This is a genomic window from Micromonospora sp. WMMD1076 (genome assembly GCF_029581475.1).
Classification (GTDB): Bacteria; Actinomycetota; Actinomycetes; order Mycobacteriales; family Micromonosporaceae; genus Micromonospora; species Micromonospora aurantiaca.
Window position 1 is genome coordinate 1,767,615 of sequence record NZ_CP120862.1, and the last position, 20,520, is coordinate 1,788,134.

Sequence of the window (20,520 nt, forward strand, 5' to 3'; positions counted from 1 at the left end):
ACCCGAGCCATCCGGCGCGGGTCCGGAGGGGTCAGCCGCTGTACGGCTCGAAGGAGACGATGGTCACCTTGATATCGGCGCCGCTGGGCGCGGTGTAGGTGCAGGTCTGCCCCGCCTTGCCACCGAGGATCGCCCTGCCGAGCGCGGACTCGGGGCTGTAGACGGTGAGGTCGGTGGTGGAGGCGATCTCCCGGGAGCCGAGGAGGAAGGTCTCGCTGTCGTCGGCGTCGTCGTCGAAGTAGATCTTCACGACCATGCCCGGCGACACCGCGTCGGCGTCCGGCGCCTCACCGACCTTGGCGGTGCGCAGCAGCTCCTTGAGGTAGAGAATGCGGCCCTCGGCCTTGCCCTGCTCCTCGCGGGCGGCGTGGTAGCCGCCGTTCTCCCGCAGGTCGCCCTCCTCGCGCCGGGCGTTGATCTCGGCGGCGATGACCGGCCGGTTGGCGATCAGCTCGTCGAGCTCGGCCTGCAGACGGTCGTAGGCGTCCTGGGACAGCCAGGTGGCGGGCGCCTCGTTTCCATTTGTGGACACAGGCGGTCTCCTCGATTGGTGCGGACTGGCTGACAGGTGAACTTGCAAGGCTACCAGTGCGGGTCGCGTCGAGGTGTGATCAATCACCCCGGGTGCCGGTGACGGAACCGGGGTGCGGTGGCCGGCGACTCGCCGGCGGCCCGGCTCAGCCGGCCGGCCGGCAGCGCAGGACCTCGCCGATGAACGGCCGGGCGCTCGTGGGTACCTCCTGCCGGGTCCGGATGTGGCGCTGGCCGGGCTCCGCGGTCACGGTGGCCTCGGCGCTGCCCACCTGGGCCCCGTCGTGGGAGCGGGCCCGCAGCAGACAGGTGGCGGAGCCGCCCGGTGGCACGGTGACCCGGAAGTCGACCACCACCCGGGAGTCGGTGATGCCGGTGTAGCTGATCATCTCGCCCTGGTACTCCGGGTCGCCGTACTGGTAATAGAGCTTCGCCGCGCCCAGGCCGAGGACGGCGAGCAGGATCGTCACCGTCAGGGCGAGCAGAAGCGGCCGGCGGCGTCCGGGCTCCCGGCGGCGGCCGTAGCGGCCCGGCGGGAAGACCGGCGCATCCGCGGCGACTGTGGCGTGCGTCTCGCTCACCGGCGGGTATCTCCTGGCGTTGTTGTCGGCGGCATCGGCAAGAATGGCTAGGTCCATCTTCCCAGCCCGGCGCTGAGTCAAGGATGGCAGGTCGGTCTGGACCGGCGGGCGTGGCCCTGGCCACTCCGGTGGCGGGCCCCGGCCGGCCGTCACGGGGGCTTTCGCGGGCGCGGGGGGAGATTCCGGCAGGTCGGCCGGCCGGCCCGGGGGGTCGGTCGGCGGGCACAGACGAGGAGCGCCGAAGGTGGCAGAACAACTGCGTCTCATGGCGGTGCACGCCCATCCCGACGACGAGTCGAGCAAGGGCGCCGCCACGATGGCGAAATACGTCGCCGAAGGGGTGGACGTCCTGGTCGTCACCGCCACCGGCGGCGAGCGGGGCAGTGTGCTCAACCCCAAGATGGACCGCCCCGACGTGTGGGCGAACATCGGTGACATCCGGCGGGCGGAGATGGACGCCGCCCGGGCCATCCTCGGCGTCGAGCAGGCGTGGCTCGGCTTCGTCGACTCCGGGCTGCCCGAGGGCGACCCGCTGCCGCCGTTGCCGGAGGGCTGCTTCGCCCTCCAGGACGTGGACGTCGCCGCCGCGCCGCTGGTGCGCCTGATGCGGCAGTTCCGCCCGCACGTCGTCACCACGTACGACGAGGAGGGTGGCTACCCGCACCCCGACCACATCATGACCCACAAGATCACCGTGGCGGCGTTCGACGCGGCCGGTGACCCGGAGCGCCACCCCGAGCTGGGCGAGCCGTGGCAGCCGCTGAAGCTCTACTACGACGTGGGCTTCTCCCGGGCCAGGATCATGAGCCTGCACGAGGCGGTGCTCGCCGCCGGGCTCGAGTCGCCGTACGGCGACTGGATGAAGCGCTGGGACGAACGCCCCGACAAGGGCGCCCGGATCACCACCCGGGTCGAGTGCGCCGACTACTTCCCGGTCCGCGACGACGCGCTGCGCGCGCACGCCACCCAGATCGACCCGGACGGCTTCTGGTTCCAGGTGCCGATGGAGCTGCAGAAGCGCGCGTGGCCGACGGAGGACTTCCAACTCGCCCGGTCCATGGTCGACAGCCCGCTGCCCGAGTCCGACCTGTTCGCCGGCGTACGCGAGGCGTGCCGTGCCCACTGACCCGGCCGGGGTCTACCCTGGTGCTCAGTCGCACATCGGAGGAACACCATGCTGACCACCGTCGAGGTGCTCGCGCAGAACAACTTCGGTGACACCCGCACGGGTGGTCTGGCCGGTCCGATGGGCCTCTTCCTCATCGTCGCGCTGGCCACCGTCACCGTCCTGCTGATCCGCAACATGAACGCCCGGCTGCGCCGGCTGCCCGACCGCTTCCCGCAGCAGGGCACCCCCGGCCGGGCCGATTCCGCAGTCGCCGATCCGACAGACGGGCTCGTCGAGCAGGATTCACCGACTAATGCGCCCAACGGCTCCCAGCAGCACCGCAACAGCTGAACACCGCGTGAATCACGTCGAAGCCGGTCGTCGCCCCCTGTTGCGACCACCGGCTTTGGCTTAGCCTTCCGCCGGGGGGACCGTCAGGCCCCGGACCCTGCGCGGAAGGGGACGCCGATGTCGAAGACAGCACCGGCCCCCGACCATGCCCCGGCCCGACCCGTCGACGGGGCGGCCCCGTGACCACCGAGCCGGCCGACCGTTCCCCCGACCGGATCGGCCTGCGCGGGACACCGGTCGGCGTCGTCCTGCTCACCGTCGCGGTCGCGCTGACCGGTCTGCTCGCCGCAGTGCTCGGCCTCACCGTCCCGGCGCACCTGCCGGCCGACCACCCACTGCCCGGTCCGGCACGCTTCGGCATCGCCACCGTCGCGTTCGCGGTGGCCCAGCTCGCCCGGCTGCGCTTCCGTACCGCCTCGGGCATGGTGAGCATCACCTGGGGCGAGGCCGCGCTCGTGGTCTGCCTCTGGCTGGTGCCGGCGGGCTGGCTCCCGGCCGCCGCCCTGCTGGGCGTGGGCGCCGCCTGGACCGTGATGTCGCTGGTCTCCGACCGCCGTCCGGCGCTGGAACTGGTCGGGATCGCCGGTTCGCTCACCGCCGCCACCGCGCTCGCCGCCGCGGTGGCCACCGCGCTCGGCCCGCCGCTGCTCGCGGCGCCCACCCCGGAGCTGGCGCTCACGCTCACCGCCGCCGCGGTCACGTACCTGCTGACCACCGCCTTCCTGGGCGCCGTCACGCGCGCCCTGCGGCACGGCATCGCGATCGGGCCGCCGCTGATCGCCGCGCTGCGCGGCAAGCTGCTCATGTTCGTCGGCAACGTGGCGGTCGGCCTGGTGGTCGTCGCGCTGCTCGAACTCGACGCGCGCTGGCTGCTGCTCCTGCCGCCGCCGCTCTGGCTGCTCCAGCAGACGTACCGCCACCGGCTCCGCGCCGACCAGGAGCGGCGCACCTGGCGGGCGTTCGCCGAGGCCACCGCCGCGCTCAACCAGCTCGACGAGCGCGGCGTGGCGACCGCCGCGGTGACCGGCGCGCTCACCCTGTTCGGCGCGGAACTGGTCGAGGTCGACGTGGCCCGGGGCGAGGGACGCTGGCGCCGCTACCGGGCCGACCGCGGCGGGCAGGTACGCGACCGGGAGGTGGAGCCGTCCGCCGGCGCCGACGCGGGGGAGCACGAACTGGTGCGCCGCCTCGCCGTGGGATCCGCCGAGGTCGGCCGCCTGCGGGTGCGGTTCGCCCGGTCCGCCCCGCCGAGCGCCCGGGAACGCGACGGCGTGGCGGCCTTCGGGGACGCGCTGGCCGCCGCCCTGCACGACGCCGCCACGCACCGGGAGCTGCGGCTGGTCACCGCCCGCTCGTCGTACGACGCGGTGCACGACCAGCTCACCGGACTGCTCAACCGGGCGGCGCTGCTGGCCAAGGGGGACCAGGCGCTGCGGCAGCGCGCCCACGACCACCCGGTGGCCCTGCTGCTGCTCGACGTGAACCAGTTCAAGGAGGTCAACGACACGCTCGGGCACTCGGCGGGCGACCAGTTGCTGCGGCTCACCTCCAACCGGCTCGCCGCGCTGACCCGGCCGGGTGACCTGCTCGGGCGCCTCGGCGGCGACGAGTTCGCGCTGCTGCTGACCTCGGTGCCGCTGGTCGAGGACCGGACGGCCCCGCTGGCGTACGCGCTGCGCCAGGCCCGGGAGGTCGCCGAGCGCCTCGCCGCACCGACCGAGGTGGCCGGGGTGCGGATGTCCGTGGAGGTCGCGGTGGGCGTCGTGGTCGCCGACGCGGGCGCGGCCGACCTCACCGAGCTGCTGCGGCGCGCCGACATCGCCATGTACCAGGCGAAGGAGGGCGGCGGCAGCGTCGCCGCGTACGACAGCTCCCGCGACGCGGCGAGCACCGACCACCTGGCGTTGCTCGCGGAGATGCGGGAGGCGCTGGCCGCCGACGACCAGCTGGTGCTGGCGTTGCAGCCGGCGGTGGACCTGGCGACCGGCGCGCCGACCGGGGTGGAGGCGCTGATCCGGTGGCGGCATCCGCGTCGGGGCTGGCTCGGTCCGGCCGACTTCATCCGCCCGGTGGAGAACAGCGAGCAGCTCGGCAGCTTCACCCGGTACGTGCTGGACAAGGCGCTGGAGGTCGCCTCCGGATGGGCGCGGGACGGGCTGGACGTCCCGATCTCGGTGAACCTGTCCGCGCGCAGCCTGCTCGACCCGCGGCTGCCCGCCGAGATCGAGGAGGCGTTGCGCCGCCACCAGGTGCCGCCGCACCGGCTGGTCCTGGAGATCACCGAGACGGTGGTGATGAGCGAGCTGGAGGTCATCGACGAGGTGCTGGCCACGCTGCGGGGCATGGGCGTGCAGCTCGCCGTGGACGACTTCGGCACCGGGTTCTCGTCGCTGACGTTCCTCACCCGCATCGCCGTCGACGAGTTGAAGGTGGACCGCTCGTTCGTGCTCCGGATGGCCGACTCGCCGGAGGCGGCGGCGATCGTCCGGACCACGGTCGGGTTGGCCCACGAACTGGGCCTGCGGGTGGTGGCCGAGGGGGTCGAGACCGCCGAGCAGCGCACCGCACTGGCCGAGCTGGGCTGCACCGCCGCCCAGGGCTACCACTTCTTCAAGCCGATGCCGGCCGACAAGATCGCCGCGGTGCTCGGGTCGCTGCGCGACGCCGCCCCGGGCAACGTCTTCCCGCTGCGCGCCGACGGCGCCTCCTGACCCCTGCCGCACCGGCGGCGCCGGAAGGTGATGGTGGATAGGGTCGGGTGGTGAACCGACTCGCCGAGGCCACGTCGCCCTATCTGCTCCAGCACGCCGACAACCCGGTCGACTGGTGGCCCTGGTGCGACGAGGCGTTCGCCGAGGCGAAACGGCGTGACGTGCCGGTGCTCATCTCGGTCGGCTACGCGGCCTGCCACTGGTGTCAGTGAACTCGTAGAAGGCGTAATAGGCCGAGCGTTGCAGCTAGACCTGGCTCGGCATGATGGATCATCAGCCTGACCAGCAATTTTTCCTGGCGAGGGCTGGCAGAAACTGGTAGGGTTGGTGCGCGGGATGGCTTAGCTGCCCGCACAGCCTCAGGGCCCGCCTAGCGGGCCCTTTGTGCATCTATCGAAGATCCTGGGCCCAGAGAGCTTGCTGCCCGCCCGCGCTCGTATGCGAGGGGAACCAGCAGAGCTCATGATGAACTCGTGGCTGCAGCCGCTTCCACATCGCGATCTTCGCCTTACGTGAACGTTCGTCCGTCTCCTGATGGGTGTAGACACGCCGATAGAGGAACGTGATGACGTCTGCGGCTTGCACCAGGCGACTGGCACGGCTGGGCGCGAAGTGGAGCGTATCGACGATTCGCGTGAGCTTCCGGTGTCGGTAGCCCTTTGTCCCCACCTCTCGGTATGCCGACAGGTCTGTTCGGTGCTTTGCCTGACCGTCGACCTCGTCAGCGATTACGAGGGCGTAGTCACCGAAGCGGGTAGCGCACTCATCAACTCGCTCCAACAGGTGTTGCAAGACGACGGTGTGTGGTGGCTCGGGAGCCGAGTAGCGGGCGCGCTGCCCTGCGATGTCCATCGCCCGGGCTATGACCTTGACGTCTTGGCCGGCGACCGCCTCGACAACATCATCAAACACCCCGACCCGAGCGCGTACGGGGACTCCGGCCCACGCTCCGGCGGCATGGAAGATCTCATGGCCGTGGAGTTCCACGCCAGGTTCTAGGCCGTAAGCCTTGGCTGCAGCGCCAGCGACGCGCTCCAGTTCATCGGTCAAGCTGATTGCTGCGGGACCGCCGATGAGCAACGCTGCCATCGTGAACCAGCGGTCGGTGTACGACTCGTCGACATATGTCAGCAACACCGATCGACCTCCGCTCCTCACGCCGGTCGGTAACTCTCGCGGCAGATCGCTGTCGCTACCACTCCAGCCGGGCAGCAACAGGCTAGCCGACATGGAGTCATGGAGTCAAGTCGAGAAGTTGTGGAGCTCGCCTAGCTCCAGTACAGTGCTATCGAAGGGGGTACTGCAATGACCAGCATGTCTGACTCGACGCCGGCCCGCCGGACCGCCGGTCGCTCGCCCAGCTTCCCCGCGATCAACCTCGAAACCGCCGTTCGCCGCGCTCGTGAGCTTTATGAACGTGAGCGTCAGCACCCCACGCCGATCCAAAAGATCGTTGCGCACTGGGGCTATAAGGGCATGACTGGGCCAGCGAACCTGTCGGTCGCGGCCCTGAAGAAGTTCGGCTTGCTGACTGATGAGGGGAAGGGGGCTGAGCGGCGTGGACGACTGACGCATCTTGCAGTTGATATTATTGCTAACCCTAATCAATCAGCGCGAAACGCCGCGATCAAACAGGCGGCTCTGATGCCCTCCGCCCACCGAGAGCTTTGGGATCGTTACGGGAACGAGCTGCCCTCCGATGCCAACCTGCGTTGGGAGCTCGTTCGGCAGCGAGGTTTCACTGAAGGCGGCGCCGAGGACCTGATACGTGGCTACAAACAGACCGTAGCGTTCGCTCAGCTGGAAGCCAGCGATAGAGCGTCGCGGGTCGACACCGACGACACACGTGGCGAGAGCGACCATGAGACCAAGTCGGAGCTTCACGAACCTGACCTACTCATGACTTCGAGCCAGGCTTCCGATGTACGGCCTTCGTCTAGCGCCTCCCGGTTTCCGATTCCAGTTTTCAACGGCGCGAAAGTTGTGATAGAAGGAGATTTTCCTTTGTCTGAGGAAGATTGGAACCAGTTCATGGCTGTGCTCAGCGCCATGAAGCCAGCCTTGGTGGACCGCGCAAAATCGCCCAGTTGATCGAGGATCTGAGGGGTGGTTGCTGGCCGAGGACTAGTCATGAGAAGCTGGCACGGTGAACCGGCTCGGTAGTGCGTCCTCGCCCTACCTCCTCCAGCATGCTGCCAATCCCGTGGACTGGTGGCCGTGGGGAGAGGAGGCGATGGCAGAGGCTAAGAGACGCGACGTTCCCGTACTGATATCAGTTGGGTATTCGTCGTGTCACTTATGCCTGTGACCATTGGTGCCACGTGATGGCTCACGAGTCGTTCGAGAACGAGGCAGTGGCCCGGCTCATGAACGACGACTTCGTCTGCGTCAAGGTCGACCGCGAGGAGCGCCCCGACGTCGACGCGGTCTACATGACCGCCACCCAGGCGATGACCGGGCAGGGCGGCTGGCCGATGACGGTCTTCGCCACGCCGGACGGCACACCGTTCTTCTGCGGCACGTACTTCCCCCGCGCCAACTTCATCCGCCTGCTCGGCTCGGTCGCCACCGCCTGGCGCGACCAGCGCGAGGCGGTGCTGCGGCAGGGCGCCGCGGTGGTCGAGGCGATCGGCGGCGCGCAGGCAGTCGGCGGCGTCGTCGCCCCGCTCACCGCCGACCTGCTCGACGCCGCGGCGAGCCGGCTCGACCGGGAGTACGACGAGACCAACGGCGGTTTCGGCGGTGCGCCGAAGTTCCCGCCGCACATGAACCTGCTCTTCCTGCTCCGGCACCACCAGCGCACCGGCTCGGCGCGCAGCCTGGAGATCGTCCGGCACACCTGCGAGGCGATGGCCCGCGGCGGCCTCAACGACCAGCTCGCCAACGGTTTCGCCCGCTACTCTGTGGACGGTCACTGGATCGTGCCGCACTTCGAGAAGATGCTCTACGACAACGCGTTGCTGCTGCGGGTCTACACCCAGCTCTGGCGGCTCACCGGCGACCGGCTGGCCCGCCGGGTGGCCCGCGACACCGCCCGGTTCCTCGCCGACGAGCTGCACCGGGCCGGTGAGGGCTTCGCCTCGGCGCTCGACGCGGACACCGAGGGCGTCGAGGGGCTCACCTACGTCTGGACGCCCGGCCAGCTCGTCGAGGTGCTGGGGGAGGACGACGGCCGGTTCGCCGCGGACCTGTTCGAGGTCACCGCCGACGGCACGTTCGAGCACGGCACCAGCGTGCTGCGGCTGGCCCGGGACGTCGACGACGCCGACCCGGAGGTGCGGGCCCGCTGGCAGGACGTGGTGGGCCGGCTGCTGGCGGCCCGCGACACCCGGCCCCAGCCGGCCCGCGACGACAAGGTGGTGGCCGCCTGGAACGGGCTCGCGATCACCGCCATCGCGGAGTTCCAGCAGGTCGCCGCGCTGCTCGTGTCGCCCGACGACGAGGACGCGAACCTGATGGACGGCGTGCTGATCGTCTCCGACGGCGCGATGCGGGACGCCGCCGAGCACCTGGCCGCCGTGCATCTCGTGGACGGCCGGCTGCGCCGGGTCTCCCGGGACAAGGTCGTGGGTCAGCCGGCCGGGGTGCTGGAGGACTACGGCTGCGTCGCCGAGGCGTTCTGCGCGATGCACCAGCTCACCGGCGAGGGGCGGTGGCTGACGCTGGCCGGTGAGCTGCTCGACGTGGCGCTGGCCCGGTTCGCCGGCCCGGACGGCGCCTTCTACGACACCGCCGACGACGCCGAGCGCCTGGTCACCCGGCCCGCCGACCCGACCGACAACGCGACCCCGTCGGGCCGGTCGGCGATCGTCGCGGCGCTCGTGGCGTACGCGGCGCTGACCGGCGAGACCCGCTACCGGGAGGCGGCCGAGAAGACGCTGACGACGGTCGCGCCGATCGTCGACCGGCACGCCCGGTTCACCGGGTACGCGGCCACCGTCGGCGAGGCGCTGCTGTCCGGGCCGTACGAGATCGCTGTGGCGACCGGTGACCCGGAGGGCGACCCGCTGGTGGCCGCGGCCCGGCGCCACGCCCCGCCCGGCGCGGTGGTGGTGGCCGGCGCCCCGGACCAGCCCGGCGTGCCACTGCTGGCCGGGCGGCCGTTCGTCGACGGGAAGCCCGCCGCGTACGTCTGCCGGGGTTTCGTCTGCCGGCGGCCGGTGACCGGCGTCGAGGAGCTGATCGCGCAGCTCGGCTGAGCGGAGTGGGCCGGCCCGCCCTCACGGTCCGGCCCGGCACCGGCCCTTATAGGCTGGCGGCGCTATGGACTCCCGTACCGGTCTCCCCGTCGTGGGCATGGTGGGCGGCGGCCAGCTCGCCCGGATGACCCACCAGGCCGCCATCGCTCTCGGCCAGTCGCTGCGTGTGCTGGCGCAAGCCCCGGACGACGGCGCCGCGCTGGTCGCCGCCGACGTCCAGTACGGCGACCACACCGACCTGGCCGCGCTGCGGACGTTCGCCAAGGGCTGCGACGTGGTCACCTTCGACCACGAGCACGTCCCCAACGAGCACATCCGCACCCTGACCGACGAGGGCGTGAAGCTGTTCCCGCCGGCCGAGGCGCTGGTGCACGCGCAGGACAAGCGGGTGATGCGGGAACGGCTCGGCGAGCTGGGCGCGCCGAACCCGGCGTGGCGTCCGGTGGAGTCCCCGGCCGACCTGATCGCGTTCGGCGAGGAGACCGGCTGGCCGGTGGTGCTCAAGGCCGCCCGGGGCGGCTACGACGGCCGCGGCGTCTGGATGGTCGACGACGCCGGCCAGGCCGCCGAGCAGGCCGCGACGCTGCTCGCCGGTGGCACCCCGCTGCTCGTCGAGGAGCGGGTGGCGCTGCGCCGGGAGCTGGCCGTACAGGTGGCCCGGTCGCCGTTCGGGCAGGTCGCCGCGTACCCGGTGGTGGAGACGGTGCAGCGCGACGGCATCTGCGTCGAGGTGCTGGCGCCCGCGCCCGACCTGCCCGAGGAGCAGGCCCTGGCCGCGCAGCAGCTCGCCATCGACCTGGCCACCGCGCTCGGCGTGGTCGGCCTGCTCGCGGTGGAGCTGTTCGACACGCCGTCCGGGCTGGTCGTCAACGAGCTGGCGATGCGGCCGCACAACTCCGGGCACTGGACCATCGAGGGCGCCCGGACCTCCCAGTTCGAGCAGCACCTGCGGGCGGTGCTCGACTACCCGATGGGGGACACCTCGCTGACCGCGCCGGTCGTGGTGATGGCGAACGTGCTGGGGGGTGCACCGGGCGGCATGTCCGTCGACGAGCGGCTGCACCACCTGTTCGCCGCCGAACCGGGGGCCAAGGTCCACCTGTACGGCAAGCAGGTCCGCCCGGGCCGCAAGATCGGGCACGTCACGGTGCTCGGCAACGACCTGGACGACGTACGGGCCCGGGCCGCGCGTGCCGTCCGCTGGCTCCAGGAGGGGCACTGATGAGCACCGTCGGGCTGATCATGGGCAGCGACTCGGACTGGCCGGTCATGAAGGCCGCCGCCGAGGCGCTCGACGAGTTCGGGGTGCCGTACGAGGTGGGCGTGGTCTCGGCGCACCGCACCCCGGTCAAGATGATCGAGTACGGCCGGGCCGCCGCCGGCCGTGGCGTCCAGGTGATCATCGCGGGCGCGGGCGGAGCGGCCCACCTGCCCGGCATGGTCGCCTCGGTCACCCCGCTGCCGGTGATCGGCGTCCCGGTGCCGTTGAAGTACCTGGACGGCATGGACTCGCTGCTGTCAATCGTGCAGATGCCGGCCGGCGTGCCGGTCGCCACCGTGTCGATCGGCAACGCCCGCAACGCCGGCCTGCTCGCGGTACGCATCCTGGGCGCCTCGGACCCGGTGCTGCGCGACCGGATGGCCGCCTACCAGGCGAGCCTGGAGGATCTGGTCGCGGAGAAGGATGCCGCGCTGCGCGCCTCCCTGATCTGACCGTCTCGTCACTCTCTGTCTCCAAGGCGCTCAGCGTGACCGGCCGGGACCGGCTCACCGCATGCCGCGCAGGGCGGTCTGGAGGCGCTCCTGGGCGCGGCGGCGGCGCTCGTTGCTCGCCCCGAGCACCAGCAGCACGATGCCGACCGGGATCAGCACCAGCCACGGGCCGAGGCTGAACAGCGCGTGCACGGCCGCGACAGCGGTCACCGTCGCACCGACGATCACCGGCGCCTGCTGCCGGCTGGTCGAGCCGAAAATCAGCACCGCGACGGCGCCGAGCAGCAGCAGCACCTGGCGCAGCATGCTCGATTCGGTCGCGATCACGATCGCCAGAGTGGGCAGGAACGCGGTGACCAGCGCCGGCCCGTACGCCACCCAGCTCGACAGGTCGGGCCGGTGCCGCAGTTGCAGGACGCCGACCAGCAGGGCGAGTGCGGCGAACGGCAGCGTGTACGCCTCCGGCAGCGCCACGTCGGCCACCCGCATCAGGATCCACCAGGCGCTGATCTCGCAGGCCACCACCGCCCAGAACAGCAGGTTGCGTTCCATCGGGCGGCGCCCCGGACGGCTGGCCGCCACCCCGAGGACCGCGCCCCAGGCGGCCAGCAGCGCGGCGATGTGCCGGGGCGAGTCGTACGCCAGCGCCAGCGCGATGAGCGCCGCCCCGTAGCCGCTCCACTCGACTGTGGCCGCCTCCCGGTACGCCTCGGGACGGCGCAGCCGGGGCAGCGTGGCGGCGAACACCTGCAACGCCGCGCCGACCGCGAGCACCCCGAACGCGGACCAGACGGCCGCCAGCCCGGACTTCAGGCCGATCGTGAGCACGAACAGCTGAGCCATCACCGAGCCGAACAACCAGCCCAGGATGCGCGCCCGCTGGGTGGTGCCGAACAACGCCGCGACGGCACCCACGCCGACCGCCCCGCCGAGCGTGAACACGGTCAGGTCGCTCGTGGCGAGGCTGCCGGCCAGCCCGGCGCCACCGGCTGCCAGCCCCAGCGCGAAGACCAGCACCCGGGCCACCCGGATCGACCGGCCCGGCTCGGCGATCGCCGGCGGCGGTGTCAGCGCCAGCCCGAGCATCGAGATGGTGAACACCGCCAGCGCGGCCAGCGCGGTAACCGGCCAGCCCCGCCCCAGCGCCACCGGCGTGATCAGCAGCGTGATCGCCGCCCCGGGCAGGATCACCGGCACCGCCCGGGACCGCCGGCCGCCGCTGAACCCGGTGGCGGCGAGCGCCGCGGTCACAGTCAGCAGCAGCGCGGTGAGCACGTGCGTGGGGTCGACCGCCTCCGGCGGCGGGGTCAGCAGTTCCGGCGGCGGCCCCTGCCACACCCGGCGCAACACCGCGAACGGCGAGAACAGCGCCACCACGAGCGAGGGCGCCAGGGTGGCCAGGGCCAGCGCGGTGGGCAGCGCCGCGGCGGCGAGCGCGCCGGCGGCCGGGCTGACCCGCCAGCGCAGCTCGGGATCGTCCGGGGCACGCCGTAGCGCCCCGTTGAGCAGCACGGTCCAGCGGCGTACCGGCCGACCCGAACCGGCGGGCGGGACGGTGGCCGCCCGTACCAGTTCGGCGAGCACAGCGAGCAACGCGGCGGCGGCGGCGAACACGCCCGCCGGCAGGCCGACAGCGAGCGCCGCGGCGGCGGTCACGGTGGCCCCGCCGACCACTGCGACGCTCGCGTACGGGAGATATTGCGGCACCTGCCGGCGTACCGCCGCGATCGCGGCCAGCCCGATGCTGGCGGCGGCGAGCGCGGCGGTGAGCACCACCTGCGGTGGGCGGCCGTACCCGACTGCCAGCGCGGCCACCGCGCCGGGCAGTGCGAGCAGTGCGGCTCCGGCGCCCGCGCCACCCACCTGCACCAGATGCGGCGGCATGCCCTCGCTGCGGATGTCGTCGACAAGGGAAGGCGCGAGCGTGCGGGCCACTGCGGCCACAGTCGCGCCGATCAGCGCGATGCTGCCCAGCGCCAGCGCTGTGGTCCACGGCCGTACCAGCCCGGCCCCGGCCGCGTGCAGCGCCACCACCCCGGCCACGGTGGCCCGGGACAGCGCGGCCCGGGGATCGACGGCGGCCGCGGCGGCCATGCCGTAGACGGTGGCCACCATGCAGCCGACCAGCACCGGGGACCACCAGGGCAGGTCGAACGCGGCCGGAGCGCCCACAGTGGCGAGCACGGCGGCCAGGCCGGAGACGTCGTACTTCCACGGCGGCGGCAGCAGGACGGCCGCGGTCACCCCCAGCAGCGCCAGCGCCACCGGGGCCTGCCAGGTCGATCCGCCGGTCGGCGCGGCCGGCCAGCCGCTCAGGTCGCCGGCCCAGATCGGGCCGGGGGTGGCCAGCACGCCGAGCCCGCCACGCAACGCGCTCCAGGCGGCGATCAGGCCGATCAGCGTGCCACCGGCGGCGATGCCGAGGATCGGGCCGCGCCGCCACTCCTCGGGTAGCGCCCGGGCGGCCACCGCCACCAGCAGGACCAGCGCGGAGGCCACCACGAGCTGGCCGCCGGGGGCGAGCACCGCGGCGATCCGGGCCAGCGTGGCGACGAGCGCCACTGTGGTGGCGGCAAGCGCCAGGTCGGACCCGTCGAGGGACATGTCCGCGCGGCGACCGGCGTCGATGCGCGGGGCGAGTGCCAGCAGCGCGGCGGCGACCAGGAGCAGGCTGCCCACCCAGGCGTCCGCCGATGTCGCACCAGGCGCACCGAACGCGGCGGCGGCGACCGCCACCGCGCCGAGCACGGTACCGAGCGCGTGCGGCATGGTCAGGTGCCGCTGCGCCACCTGCACCAGGGCGGCGTAGCCGAGCGTGACGCAGACGGCGAGGAAGCTCGCCGCGAGGATCGGCACGGTGATCTCGCGCAGGTTCGCCGGTGTGGTGACCGGCGGCGCCGGCACCGTGGCCGCCACGAACGCGGCGACGGCACCGGGCAGGGCGAACGCCGCGCCGCCCGCCGCCCAGGCGCAGACCGTCTCCGTCGCGGCAGCCGCGAGCCGGACCCGCGGGGCGAGGGACACCAGCGCCCCGGCCAGGAACAGCACAGTCAGCGCGGCGGCGGTGAGCGCCGGGCGGGCGAGCGAAGCGCCCGCGCCGACCAGGCCCAACCCGGCCGCCGTCACCGCGTGCGCCACAGCGGACCGTTCGGTGCGTGCGGTCAGCCCGAGCACGCCGACCGCGACAGCTGTGAGCAACGTCGGCCAGCAGGCCGCCGCCCAGCCAAGACCGAGCGACGCGGGTACGGCGAGCGCGGTGAGCGCCGCGCCGACCACCGCGAACTCGCGCCGGATCTCGGCCGGCAGCGCGATCACGGCGGCGACCGTGAGCAGCAACGCGCTGGCCGCGAGCTGCCAGCCGGTCGGGCCGACCGCCCGGGCCAGCTCGGCGTGCCATCCGCCCAGATCCGCCGACCATGCCGGCAAGGCGGCCCGGACCGGGGCCAGCCCGGCGCGCAGCGCGCCACCGGCCACCACCAGGCCGCTGACCGTGAGCGCCACCGCGGAGGCGATCTGCGGCCCACGCCGGGCCGTCTCCGGTACGGCCCGGACGGCGAGCCCGGTCAGCGCGATGACGGCGGAGATGAGCAGCAGGGACCGGCCCGGCAGGGCCACCGAGGCGACCCGGCCGAGCGCGCCGATGACCGCCAGCGTGAGGATGCCGGCACCGACGTCCGGCAGCGGCGGCCGGCGCAGCACGAGCGTCCCGGCCAGCGCGACCAGGGCGGCGAGCAGCAACGTCGCGCCCGCGGCGGCGGCCGGGGGCACCGTGGTGGCGCGCAGCAGGCCGGTGACCGCGTACGCCAGCGCGACAGCGACCGCCACGCCGTGCAGCAGCCAGGTCAGCTCGGACAACCAGGGCACCGGCCGGGCGGTGGCGGAGGCGGCCGGACCCGGCGGCGTCTCACCGCCCAGCACCTCGGCGGACTCCTCCGGCGCCGACTCGGGCCGGTCGTCGTCGGCGCGCTGCCGGGGCGGGACGGAAGGTACCGGCTCGGTGGCGGGCAGGTCTCGCCGGACCGGCCGCTCGCGTACCACAGCCGAACGGGCCAGCGCCAGGTCGAGTACCGCCACCACTGTCAGCACCAGCGCCCAGCCGACCGGCCCGGTGATCCGCTCGTACGCCAGCAGCGGCAGCACCGGCTGGGCGGCCAGCACTGTGGCGAAGCGTGGCGCGCGCAGACCCGTCCCGTACGCGTACCCCAGGGCGACGAGCGTGGTGACCAGGAAGATCGTCCCGGCGAACGCGGCACCCGATCCGTCGCCGCCGATCCGGTCGACGGCCCACAGCGCGTACCCGGCCAGCGGCACCAGCAGCAACCCGACCGCGGCGATGGTCTCGGCGGTGGAGGTGAGCCCGCGCCGGGCCAGCACCGGCGGGGCGAGCAGCATCAGCGCCGTCGCCACCAGCAGCACACCGAGGCGGGCCAGCGCGTCCATCGAGCTGGTGGCGACCGCTGCGAAGACCACCGCGGCGACGCCGAGCAGGAGCGCGCCCAGCCCGAGCGGGATGTTCTGCACCTCGCGCGAGGACGCCTCGGGCGGGTGCTCCGGGTCGTCCGCGTCGAGCCAGCGCGGACGACCGCGCGGCGGCGACGGGGGCAGGTCCTCCGGCGGGCCGGGTGGCGGGGTGCCCTGGCGGGGCACCCGGGGCGGCGCGCCGGTGGCCGCGGTGGGCGGGCGGCGGCCGGGCCGGCGCCGCAGCACCCGGCGCGGCCGGGTGGCCTGCCGGATCCGTTCCTCACCGGCGTGCGCCAGGATGTCCCGCTGGAAGAGAGCGGCCTGCATCTTGGCGGCGATCTGCCGCTGTTCCCGGGCGATCTCGGCGTCGCGGGCCTTCATCTCGGCGATCGAGCGCTCGATGCCGGCCAGGTGCTCGGCCCACTGGGGCTGGGGCGCGCCGCAGCGCGGGCAGACGACGGCGGGCTTGACGTCCTGCCCGCACGAGGCGCACCTGAAGCTCTCCACGACAGTCTCCCGTCCGCCCGTGCCCCCGCACTGTGGACCTCCCAGAGGCAGCATGCCTTGAGTGGGCCGGGATTTCGACAGTTGCCGCCGCGTTCCGGACAACAAAAACGGACCGGCCGCCGGGAGACGTTCCCCGGCGGCCGGTCCGCGCGCTCAGCGGATCAGGGGCGGCCCATGCCGCGGTACTCCCAGCCGGCCTGCGTCCACAGTGTGGAGTCGAGGCAGTTGCGCCCGTCGACCACCTTGCGGCCGTTCGCCAGCTCGCCCAGGGCCACCGGGTCGGCGTTGCGGAACTCGGCCCACTCGGTGAGCACGCAGACCAGGTCGGCGCCGCGGACGGCGTCGTTCATCGTCTCCTCGTACGTCAGCTCGGGCACCGCCCGGCGCGCGTTCTCGATCCCCTGCGGATCGAACACGTGCACGTCGGCGCCGGCCTTGCCGAGCAGCGAGGCGACCGCGAGCGCCGGCGCGTCGCGTACGTCGTCGGTGTTGGGTTTGAACGTGGCGCCGAGCACCGCGACCCGCGTGCCGGACAGGTCCGGGCCGGCCGGCCCGGAGCGGCGGCCGAGCAGCTCGGCGGCGAGCTGCACCACGCGGCTGCGACGGCGCTGGTTGATCAGGTCGACCTCGTGCAGGAAGCGCAGCGCCTCACCGGCGCCCAGCTCCTGGGCGCGGGCCTGGAAGGCGCGGATGTCCTTGGGCAGGCAGGCGCCGCCGAAGCCGAGCCCGGCCTGGAGGAACCGGTTGCCGATGCGCGGGTCGTAGCCGATCGAGCGGGCGAGCTGGGTGACGTCGCCGCCGGCCGCCTCGCAGACCTCGGCCATCGCGTTGATGAAGGAGATCTTGGTGGCGAGGAACGCGTTCGCGGCGACCTTGACCAGCTCGGCGGTCGCGAAGTCGGTGACCACCAGCGGCACCTCGCGGTCCTCGGTGGCGGCCAGGTCGAAGACGCCCTTGTGGGCGGCGAACAGCATGCCGTTGGCCCACTCGCTCTTGACGCCGACCACGATCCGGTTCGGACGCAGCACGTCGTCGACGGCGAAGCCCTCCTGGAGGAACTCGGGGCTCCACGCCACCTCGACGCCGAGGTCGGCCGGGGTGTGCTTGCCGACGAGCTGCTCCACCCACTCGGCGGTGCCCACCGGAACGGTGGACTTGCCGACGATCAGCGCCTTGCGGGTCAGGTGCTGGGCGAGGCTGGTCACCGACGCCTCGACGTACGACAGGTCGGCGCCCATGCCGTCGGCCCGCTGCGGGGTACCGACGCAGATGAAGTGGACGTCGCCGAAGTCGGCGGTCTCCTGGATGTCGGTGCTGAACCGCAGCCGGCCGGCGGCCAGGTTGCGCCGCAGCAGCTCGTCGAGGCCGGGCTCGTGGATCGGCACCTCGCCCGCGTTCAGCTTGGCGATCTTGTCCGCGTCGACGTCGAAGCCGAGCACCTCGTAGCCCAGCTCCGCGTAGCAGATGGCGTAGGTCGCACCGAGGTAGCCGGTGCCGAGGAAGGTCACCCGCGGGCGGGCGGCGCCGGACGGCGGGGTCACCGCTGCGATGGCGGGCATCGGCTGGGTGTTCGGGTACGGAATCGTCACGCCTGTCTTCTCCGCTCGCACTGGCGGCGCTTCCACGCGTCGCATTCTGCTGGGGCGCCGAGGCCGGGCACCGAGGGGAACTGGATGTCTGCTGTGAGGGTAATGGGGTCGGGCGGGCGAGGCTCGGGCGCGAGCCTACCCGCCGGTAAGGTTCGGCCGGGGCCGGTGGCTATCCTTCAGTCTGCGGCAGTCGTCGGCCTCCGGGCGGCACAGACTGCGCATGATAGCGGTGAAAGGGGAGGGCCGACATGGCCGCAGAGCAGTCGTTCGACGTCTACCGGTTGCCGGAGGAGCACGAGGCGATCCGGGAGGCGGTCCGTGAGGTCTGTGCGGCCAAAGTGGCTCCGCACGCCGCCGCGGCGGATGAGACAGGTGAGTTCCCCAAGGCGTCCTACGAGGCCCTGCGCGCGGCCGACTTCCACGCCCCGCACATCCCGGTCGAGTACGGCGGCGCCGGCGCTGACGCGCTGGCCACTGCCATCGTGATCGAGGAGGTGGCCCGGGCCTGCGCGTCGTCCTCGCTGATCCCGGCGGTGAACAAGCTGGGCACCATGCCGCTGCTGCTGGCCGGCTCCGAGGAGCTGAAGCGCAGGTACCTCACGCCGGTCGCGGCCGGGGAGGGCATGTTCTCCTACTGCCTCTCCGAGCCGGAGGCGGGCAGCGACGCCGCCTCGATGACCACCAAGGCGGTACGTGACGGAGACCACTGGGTGCTCAACGGCGTGAAGCGGTGGATCACCAACGCGGGCGTGTCCGAGTACTACACCGTGTTCGCCGTGACCGATCCCACAGCCCGCTCGAAGGGCATCTCCGCGTTCGTGGTGGAGAAGTCCGACCTGGGCGTCAGCTTCGGCGCGCCGGAGAAGAAGCTCGGCGTCAAGGGCTCGCCCACCCGCGAGGTCTACTTCGACAACGTCCGGATCCCGGCCGACCGCATGATCGGCGCCGAGGGCACCGGCTTCGCCACCGCGATGAAGACGCTGGACCACACCCGGGTCACCATCGCCGCCCAGGCCGTCGGCATCGCGCAGGGCGCGCTGGACTACGCCAAGGGCTACGTCCAGGAGCGCAAGCAGTTCGGCAAGCCGGTCGCCGACTTCCAGGGCATCCAGTTCATGCTCGCCGACATGGGCATGAAGCTGGAGGCGGCGCGGCAGCTCACGTACGCCGCCGCCGGCAGGTCCGAGCGCGGCGACGCGGATCTGACCTACTTCGGCGCGGCCGCGAAGTGCTTCGCGTCGGACGCCGCCATGGAGATCACCACGGACGCGGTCCAGCTGCTGGGCGGCTACGGCTACACCCGCGACTACCCGGTCGAGCGGATGATGCGGGACGCCAAGATCACCCAGATCTACGAGGGCACGAACCAGGTGCAGCGCATCGTGATGGCGCGCCAACTGCTCAAGGGCTGACGAGCGACGTTCGGGCGGGCGGGCCGGTGCGTACCGGCCCGCCCGCGCTCGTTCAACGGCTCTCGGTGCCCTCCGGCCGGCCCGCGCCGCGCGGGGGCGCGGACCACGGCGACTCGCCGCCGGTGCGGCGGGGCAGCGGTTCGGTGGGGGTCTCGGGGTACGCCAGCGTGAGCGGCGGTGTGTCCGGGTCCTTCGCCGGCGCCGGGGGCCAGTCGGTGAGCGTCGGCTTGTGCTCCACCGGTGTGGCGGCCGGGGTCAGCTCCGCCTCGGCCGTCGCCTGTGTGGCGGGACGGCGCCAGCGGCTCGTGCTGAACACGGCCATCAGCAGCAGCACGCCGATGAGGAACAGCGTGCCGTTGTCCAGCGGGTCGCGCAGCGGCAACGGGTCACCGAGCAGCTTCAGGTCGTCCGGCACCCGGTCCCGCACGCTGAACGGCGCCACGAACAGCCCGAGGTACGGGACCGCGAGCAGCAGGCCGGCCACCAGCGGGCCGAACGGCGAGAAGCGCAACGTGCCGAGCAGGCCGAGCAGGATGCCGGCGACGCCCAGATAGACGGCCGGCTCGATCAGGTTCGGCGTGCTGTACGTCCCGATCTCCACCCAGCGGTCGACGGTCCGCTCAGATCCGTCCTGACCGAGCGTGACGAGCACCCAGGTGACGGGCGCCACCGCCAACCCGGCGAGGAAGCTCCAGAGATGTCGCATCCGCGCACCGTACCGTTTTCGGCATGACAGATCATCCCGCGGTCCCGCCGGGTAAGCCGACCTCGTACTCCCGCGTCACGCTCAGTCGCATCATGACCGCGGTCGATGTCAACCTGTACGGGACCGTGCACGGTGGGGTACTGATGAAATTCGTGGACGACGTCGCCGGCGCGGCGGCGGCACGGCACAGCGGCGGGACCGCGGTGACCGCGTCCATCGACGAGATCGTCTTCTCCGAGCCGGTCCGGGTGGGCGATCTCGTGCACGCGCACGCGCAGATCAACTGGACCGGCCAGACCTCGATGGAGGTCGGGGTGCGGGTGGTCGCCGAGCGCTGGGACTCGGCCGAGGAGGAACCGGTCCGGGTCGCCACCGCGTACCTGGTCTTCGTGGGCGTCGACGTGGGCGGCTCGCCGCGTCCGGTCCGGCCGGTGCTGCCCGAGACGCCGGAGGACGAGCGCCGCTTCCGGGAGGCCGAGATCCGGCGCGCGCACCGGCTCGCCCGGCGCCACGCGATCCAGGCCCACCGCGCCGGCTGAGGTGTAAGGAAGGGCCCCTTGTTAACGCCTGCGGTAGAGGAAGGGCCCCCTGTTAACACCGCTGCCACGCGGGCCGCGCCCTCCACGGGCGGCGGACACCCACGGAGGGCGA

At 72.7% G+C, this 20,520-nt stretch carries 15 protein-coding genes and 1 pseudogene; 10 read left to right on the top strand and 6 right to left on the bottom strand.

The window, feature by feature from the left end:
* Positions 1-31 precede the first annotated feature (31 nt).
* On the bottom strand, positions 32-532 hold the full coding sequence (greA, locus tag O7622_RS08750; protein WP_282312771.1) for a transcription elongation factor GreA: 501 nt from the start codon (positions 530-532) through the stop codon (positions 32-34).
* A gap of 145 nt (positions 533-677) precedes the next feature.
* Complete coding sequence (locus O7622_RS08755; protein ID WP_282312772.1) at positions 678-1,112, bottom strand: DUF4307 domain-containing protein; 435 nt, start codon at positions 1,110-1,112, stop codon at positions 678-680.
* A 244-nt stretch (positions 1,113-1,356) separates the two neighbouring features.
* Here O7622_RS08755 and mca point away from each other — a divergent pair, with 244 nt between their 5' ends.
* The 4 genes from mca (at position 1,357) to O7622_RS08775 (ending at position 5,494) form a co-directional block, all read left to right on the top strand.
* Complete coding sequence (mca, locus tag O7622_RS08760; protein ID WP_282312773.1) at positions 1,357-2,238, top strand: mycothiol conjugate amidase Mca; 882 nt, start codon at positions 1,357-1,359, stop codon at positions 2,236-2,238.
* 48 nt (positions 2,239-2,286) lie between these two features.
* Positions 2,287-2,571 (top strand): hypothetical protein, encoded by a 285-nt coding sequence (locus tag O7622_RS08765; RefSeq protein ID WP_013284136.1) that lies wholly within the window; start codon positions 2,287-2,289, stop codon positions 2,569-2,571.
* Positions 2,572-2,786: 215 nt separating this feature from the next.
* Positions 2,787-5,282, top strand: coding sequence for a bifunctional diguanylate cyclase/phosphodiesterase (locus O7622_RS08770; RefSeq protein ID WP_282314091.1), 2,496 nt, complete (start codon positions 2,787-2,789; stop codon positions 5,280-5,282).
* A 50-nt stretch (positions 5,283-5,332) separates the two neighbouring features.
* Positions 5,333-5,494, top strand: a complete 162-nt coding sequence (locus tag O7622_RS08775; protein ID WP_282312775.1) for a DUF255 domain-containing protein — start codon at positions 5,333-5,335, stop codon at positions 5,492-5,494.
* Positions 5,495-5,672: 178 nt separating this feature from the next.
* On the opposite strand, the gene O7622_RS08780 is transcribed toward O7622_RS08775, so the two are convergent.
* Entirely contained in the window at positions 5,673-6,419 is a 747-nt protein-coding gene (locus tag O7622_RS08780) for a DUF3800 domain-containing protein (RefSeq protein WP_282312776.1), read from the bottom strand.
* A 177-nt stretch (positions 6,420-6,596) separates the two neighbouring features.
* Here O7622_RS08780 and O7622_RS08785 point away from each other — a divergent pair, with 177 nt between their 5' ends.
* From O7622_RS08785 to purE, 4 genes and pseudogenes are all read left to right on the top strand, one after another.
* A complete protein-coding gene (locus tag O7622_RS08785; RefSeq protein WP_282312777.1) occupies positions 6,597-7,373 on the top strand; it encodes a hypothetical protein in 777 nt (258 codons plus the stop codon).
* Between the two features lie 55 nt (positions 7,374-7,428).
* Positions 7,429-9,481: pseudogene (locus tag O7622_RS08790) on the top strand (thioredoxin domain-containing protein).
* A gap of 64 nt (positions 9,482-9,545) precedes the next feature.
* Entirely contained in the window at positions 9,546-10,703 is a 1,158-nt protein-coding gene (locus tag O7622_RS08795; RefSeq protein ID WP_282312778.1) for a 5-(carboxyamino)imidazole ribonucleotide synthase, read from the top strand.
* Complete coding sequence (gene purE, locus O7622_RS08800; RefSeq protein WP_013284141.1) at positions 10,703-11,194, top strand: 5-(carboxyamino)imidazole ribonucleotide mutase; 492 nt, start codon at positions 10,703-10,705, stop codon at positions 11,192-11,194. The genes O7622_RS08795 and purE overlap by 1 nt, the downstream gene beginning before the upstream one ends.
* Before the next feature lie 54 nt (positions 11,195-11,248).
* Here purE and O7622_RS08805 read toward each other — a convergent pair whose 3' ends face one another.
* Complete coding sequence (locus tag O7622_RS08805) at positions 11,249-16,162, bottom strand: permease (protein ID WP_282312781.1); 4,914 nt, start codon at positions 16,160-16,162, stop codon at positions 11,249-11,251.
* 161 nt (positions 16,163-16,323) lie between these two features.
* Positions 16,324-17,751: a UDP-glucose/GDP-mannose dehydrogenase family protein gene (locus tag O7622_RS08810; protein ID WP_120571563.1), complete on the bottom strand. Its 1,428-nt coding sequence runs from the start codon at positions 17,749-17,751 to the stop codon at positions 16,324-16,326.
* Between the two features lie 248 nt (positions 17,752-17,999).
* On the opposite strand from O7622_RS08810, the gene O7622_RS08815 reads away from it, so the two are divergent.
* On the top strand, positions 18,000-19,163 hold the full coding sequence (locus tag O7622_RS08815) for an acyl-CoA dehydrogenase family protein (RefSeq protein ID WP_282312782.1): 1,164 nt from the start codon (positions 18,000-18,002) through the stop codon (positions 19,161-19,163).
* Between the two features lie 52 nt (positions 19,164-19,215).
* Here the strand turns inward: O7622_RS08815 and O7622_RS08820 are convergent, their stop codons facing one another.
* Positions 19,216-19,869, bottom strand: coding sequence for a hypothetical protein (locus O7622_RS08820; RefSeq protein ID WP_282312783.1), 654 nt, complete (start codon positions 19,867-19,869; stop codon positions 19,216-19,218).
* A 23-nt stretch (positions 19,870-19,892) separates the two neighbouring features.
* Between O7622_RS08820 and O7622_RS08825 the strand changes: the two genes are divergently transcribed.
* Positions 19,893-20,408 carry an acyl-CoA thioesterase gene (locus O7622_RS08825; RefSeq protein WP_282312784.1) on the top strand — a complete coding sequence of 172 codons (516 nt, stop codon included), beginning with the start codon at positions 19,893-19,895 and terminating at the stop codon, positions 20,406-20,408.
* Positions 20,409-20,520 lie beyond the last annotated feature (112 nt).

Coding starts and splice junctions, on each gene's coding strand:
- O7622_RS08765 (WP_013284136.1), top strand. CDS start 2,287: ATGCTGACCACCGTCGAGGTGCTCGCGCAGAACAACTTCGGTGACACC.
- O7622_RS08785 (WP_282312777.1), top strand. CDS start 6,597: ATGTCTGACTCGACGCCGGCCCGCCGGACCGCCGGTCGCTCGCCCAGC.
- O7622_RS08795 (WP_282312778.1), top strand. CDS start 9,546: ATGGACTCCCGTACCGGTCTCCCCGTCGTGGGCATGGTGGGCGGCGGC.
- purE (WP_013284141.1), top strand. CDS start 10,703: ATGAGCACCGTCGGGCTGATCATGGGCAGCGACTCGGACTGGCCGGTC.
- O7622_RS08815 (WP_282312782.1), top strand. CDS start 18,000: ATGGCCGCAGAGCAGTCGTTCGACGTCTACCGGTTGCCGGAGGAGCAC.
- O7622_RS08820 (WP_282312783.1), bottom strand. CDS start 19,869: ATGCGACATCTCTGGAGCTTCCTCGCCGGGTTGGCGGTGGCGCCCGTC.
- O7622_RS08825 (WP_282312784.1), top strand. CDS start 19,893: ATGACAGATCATCCCGCGGTCCCGCCGGGTAAGCCGACCTCGTACTCC.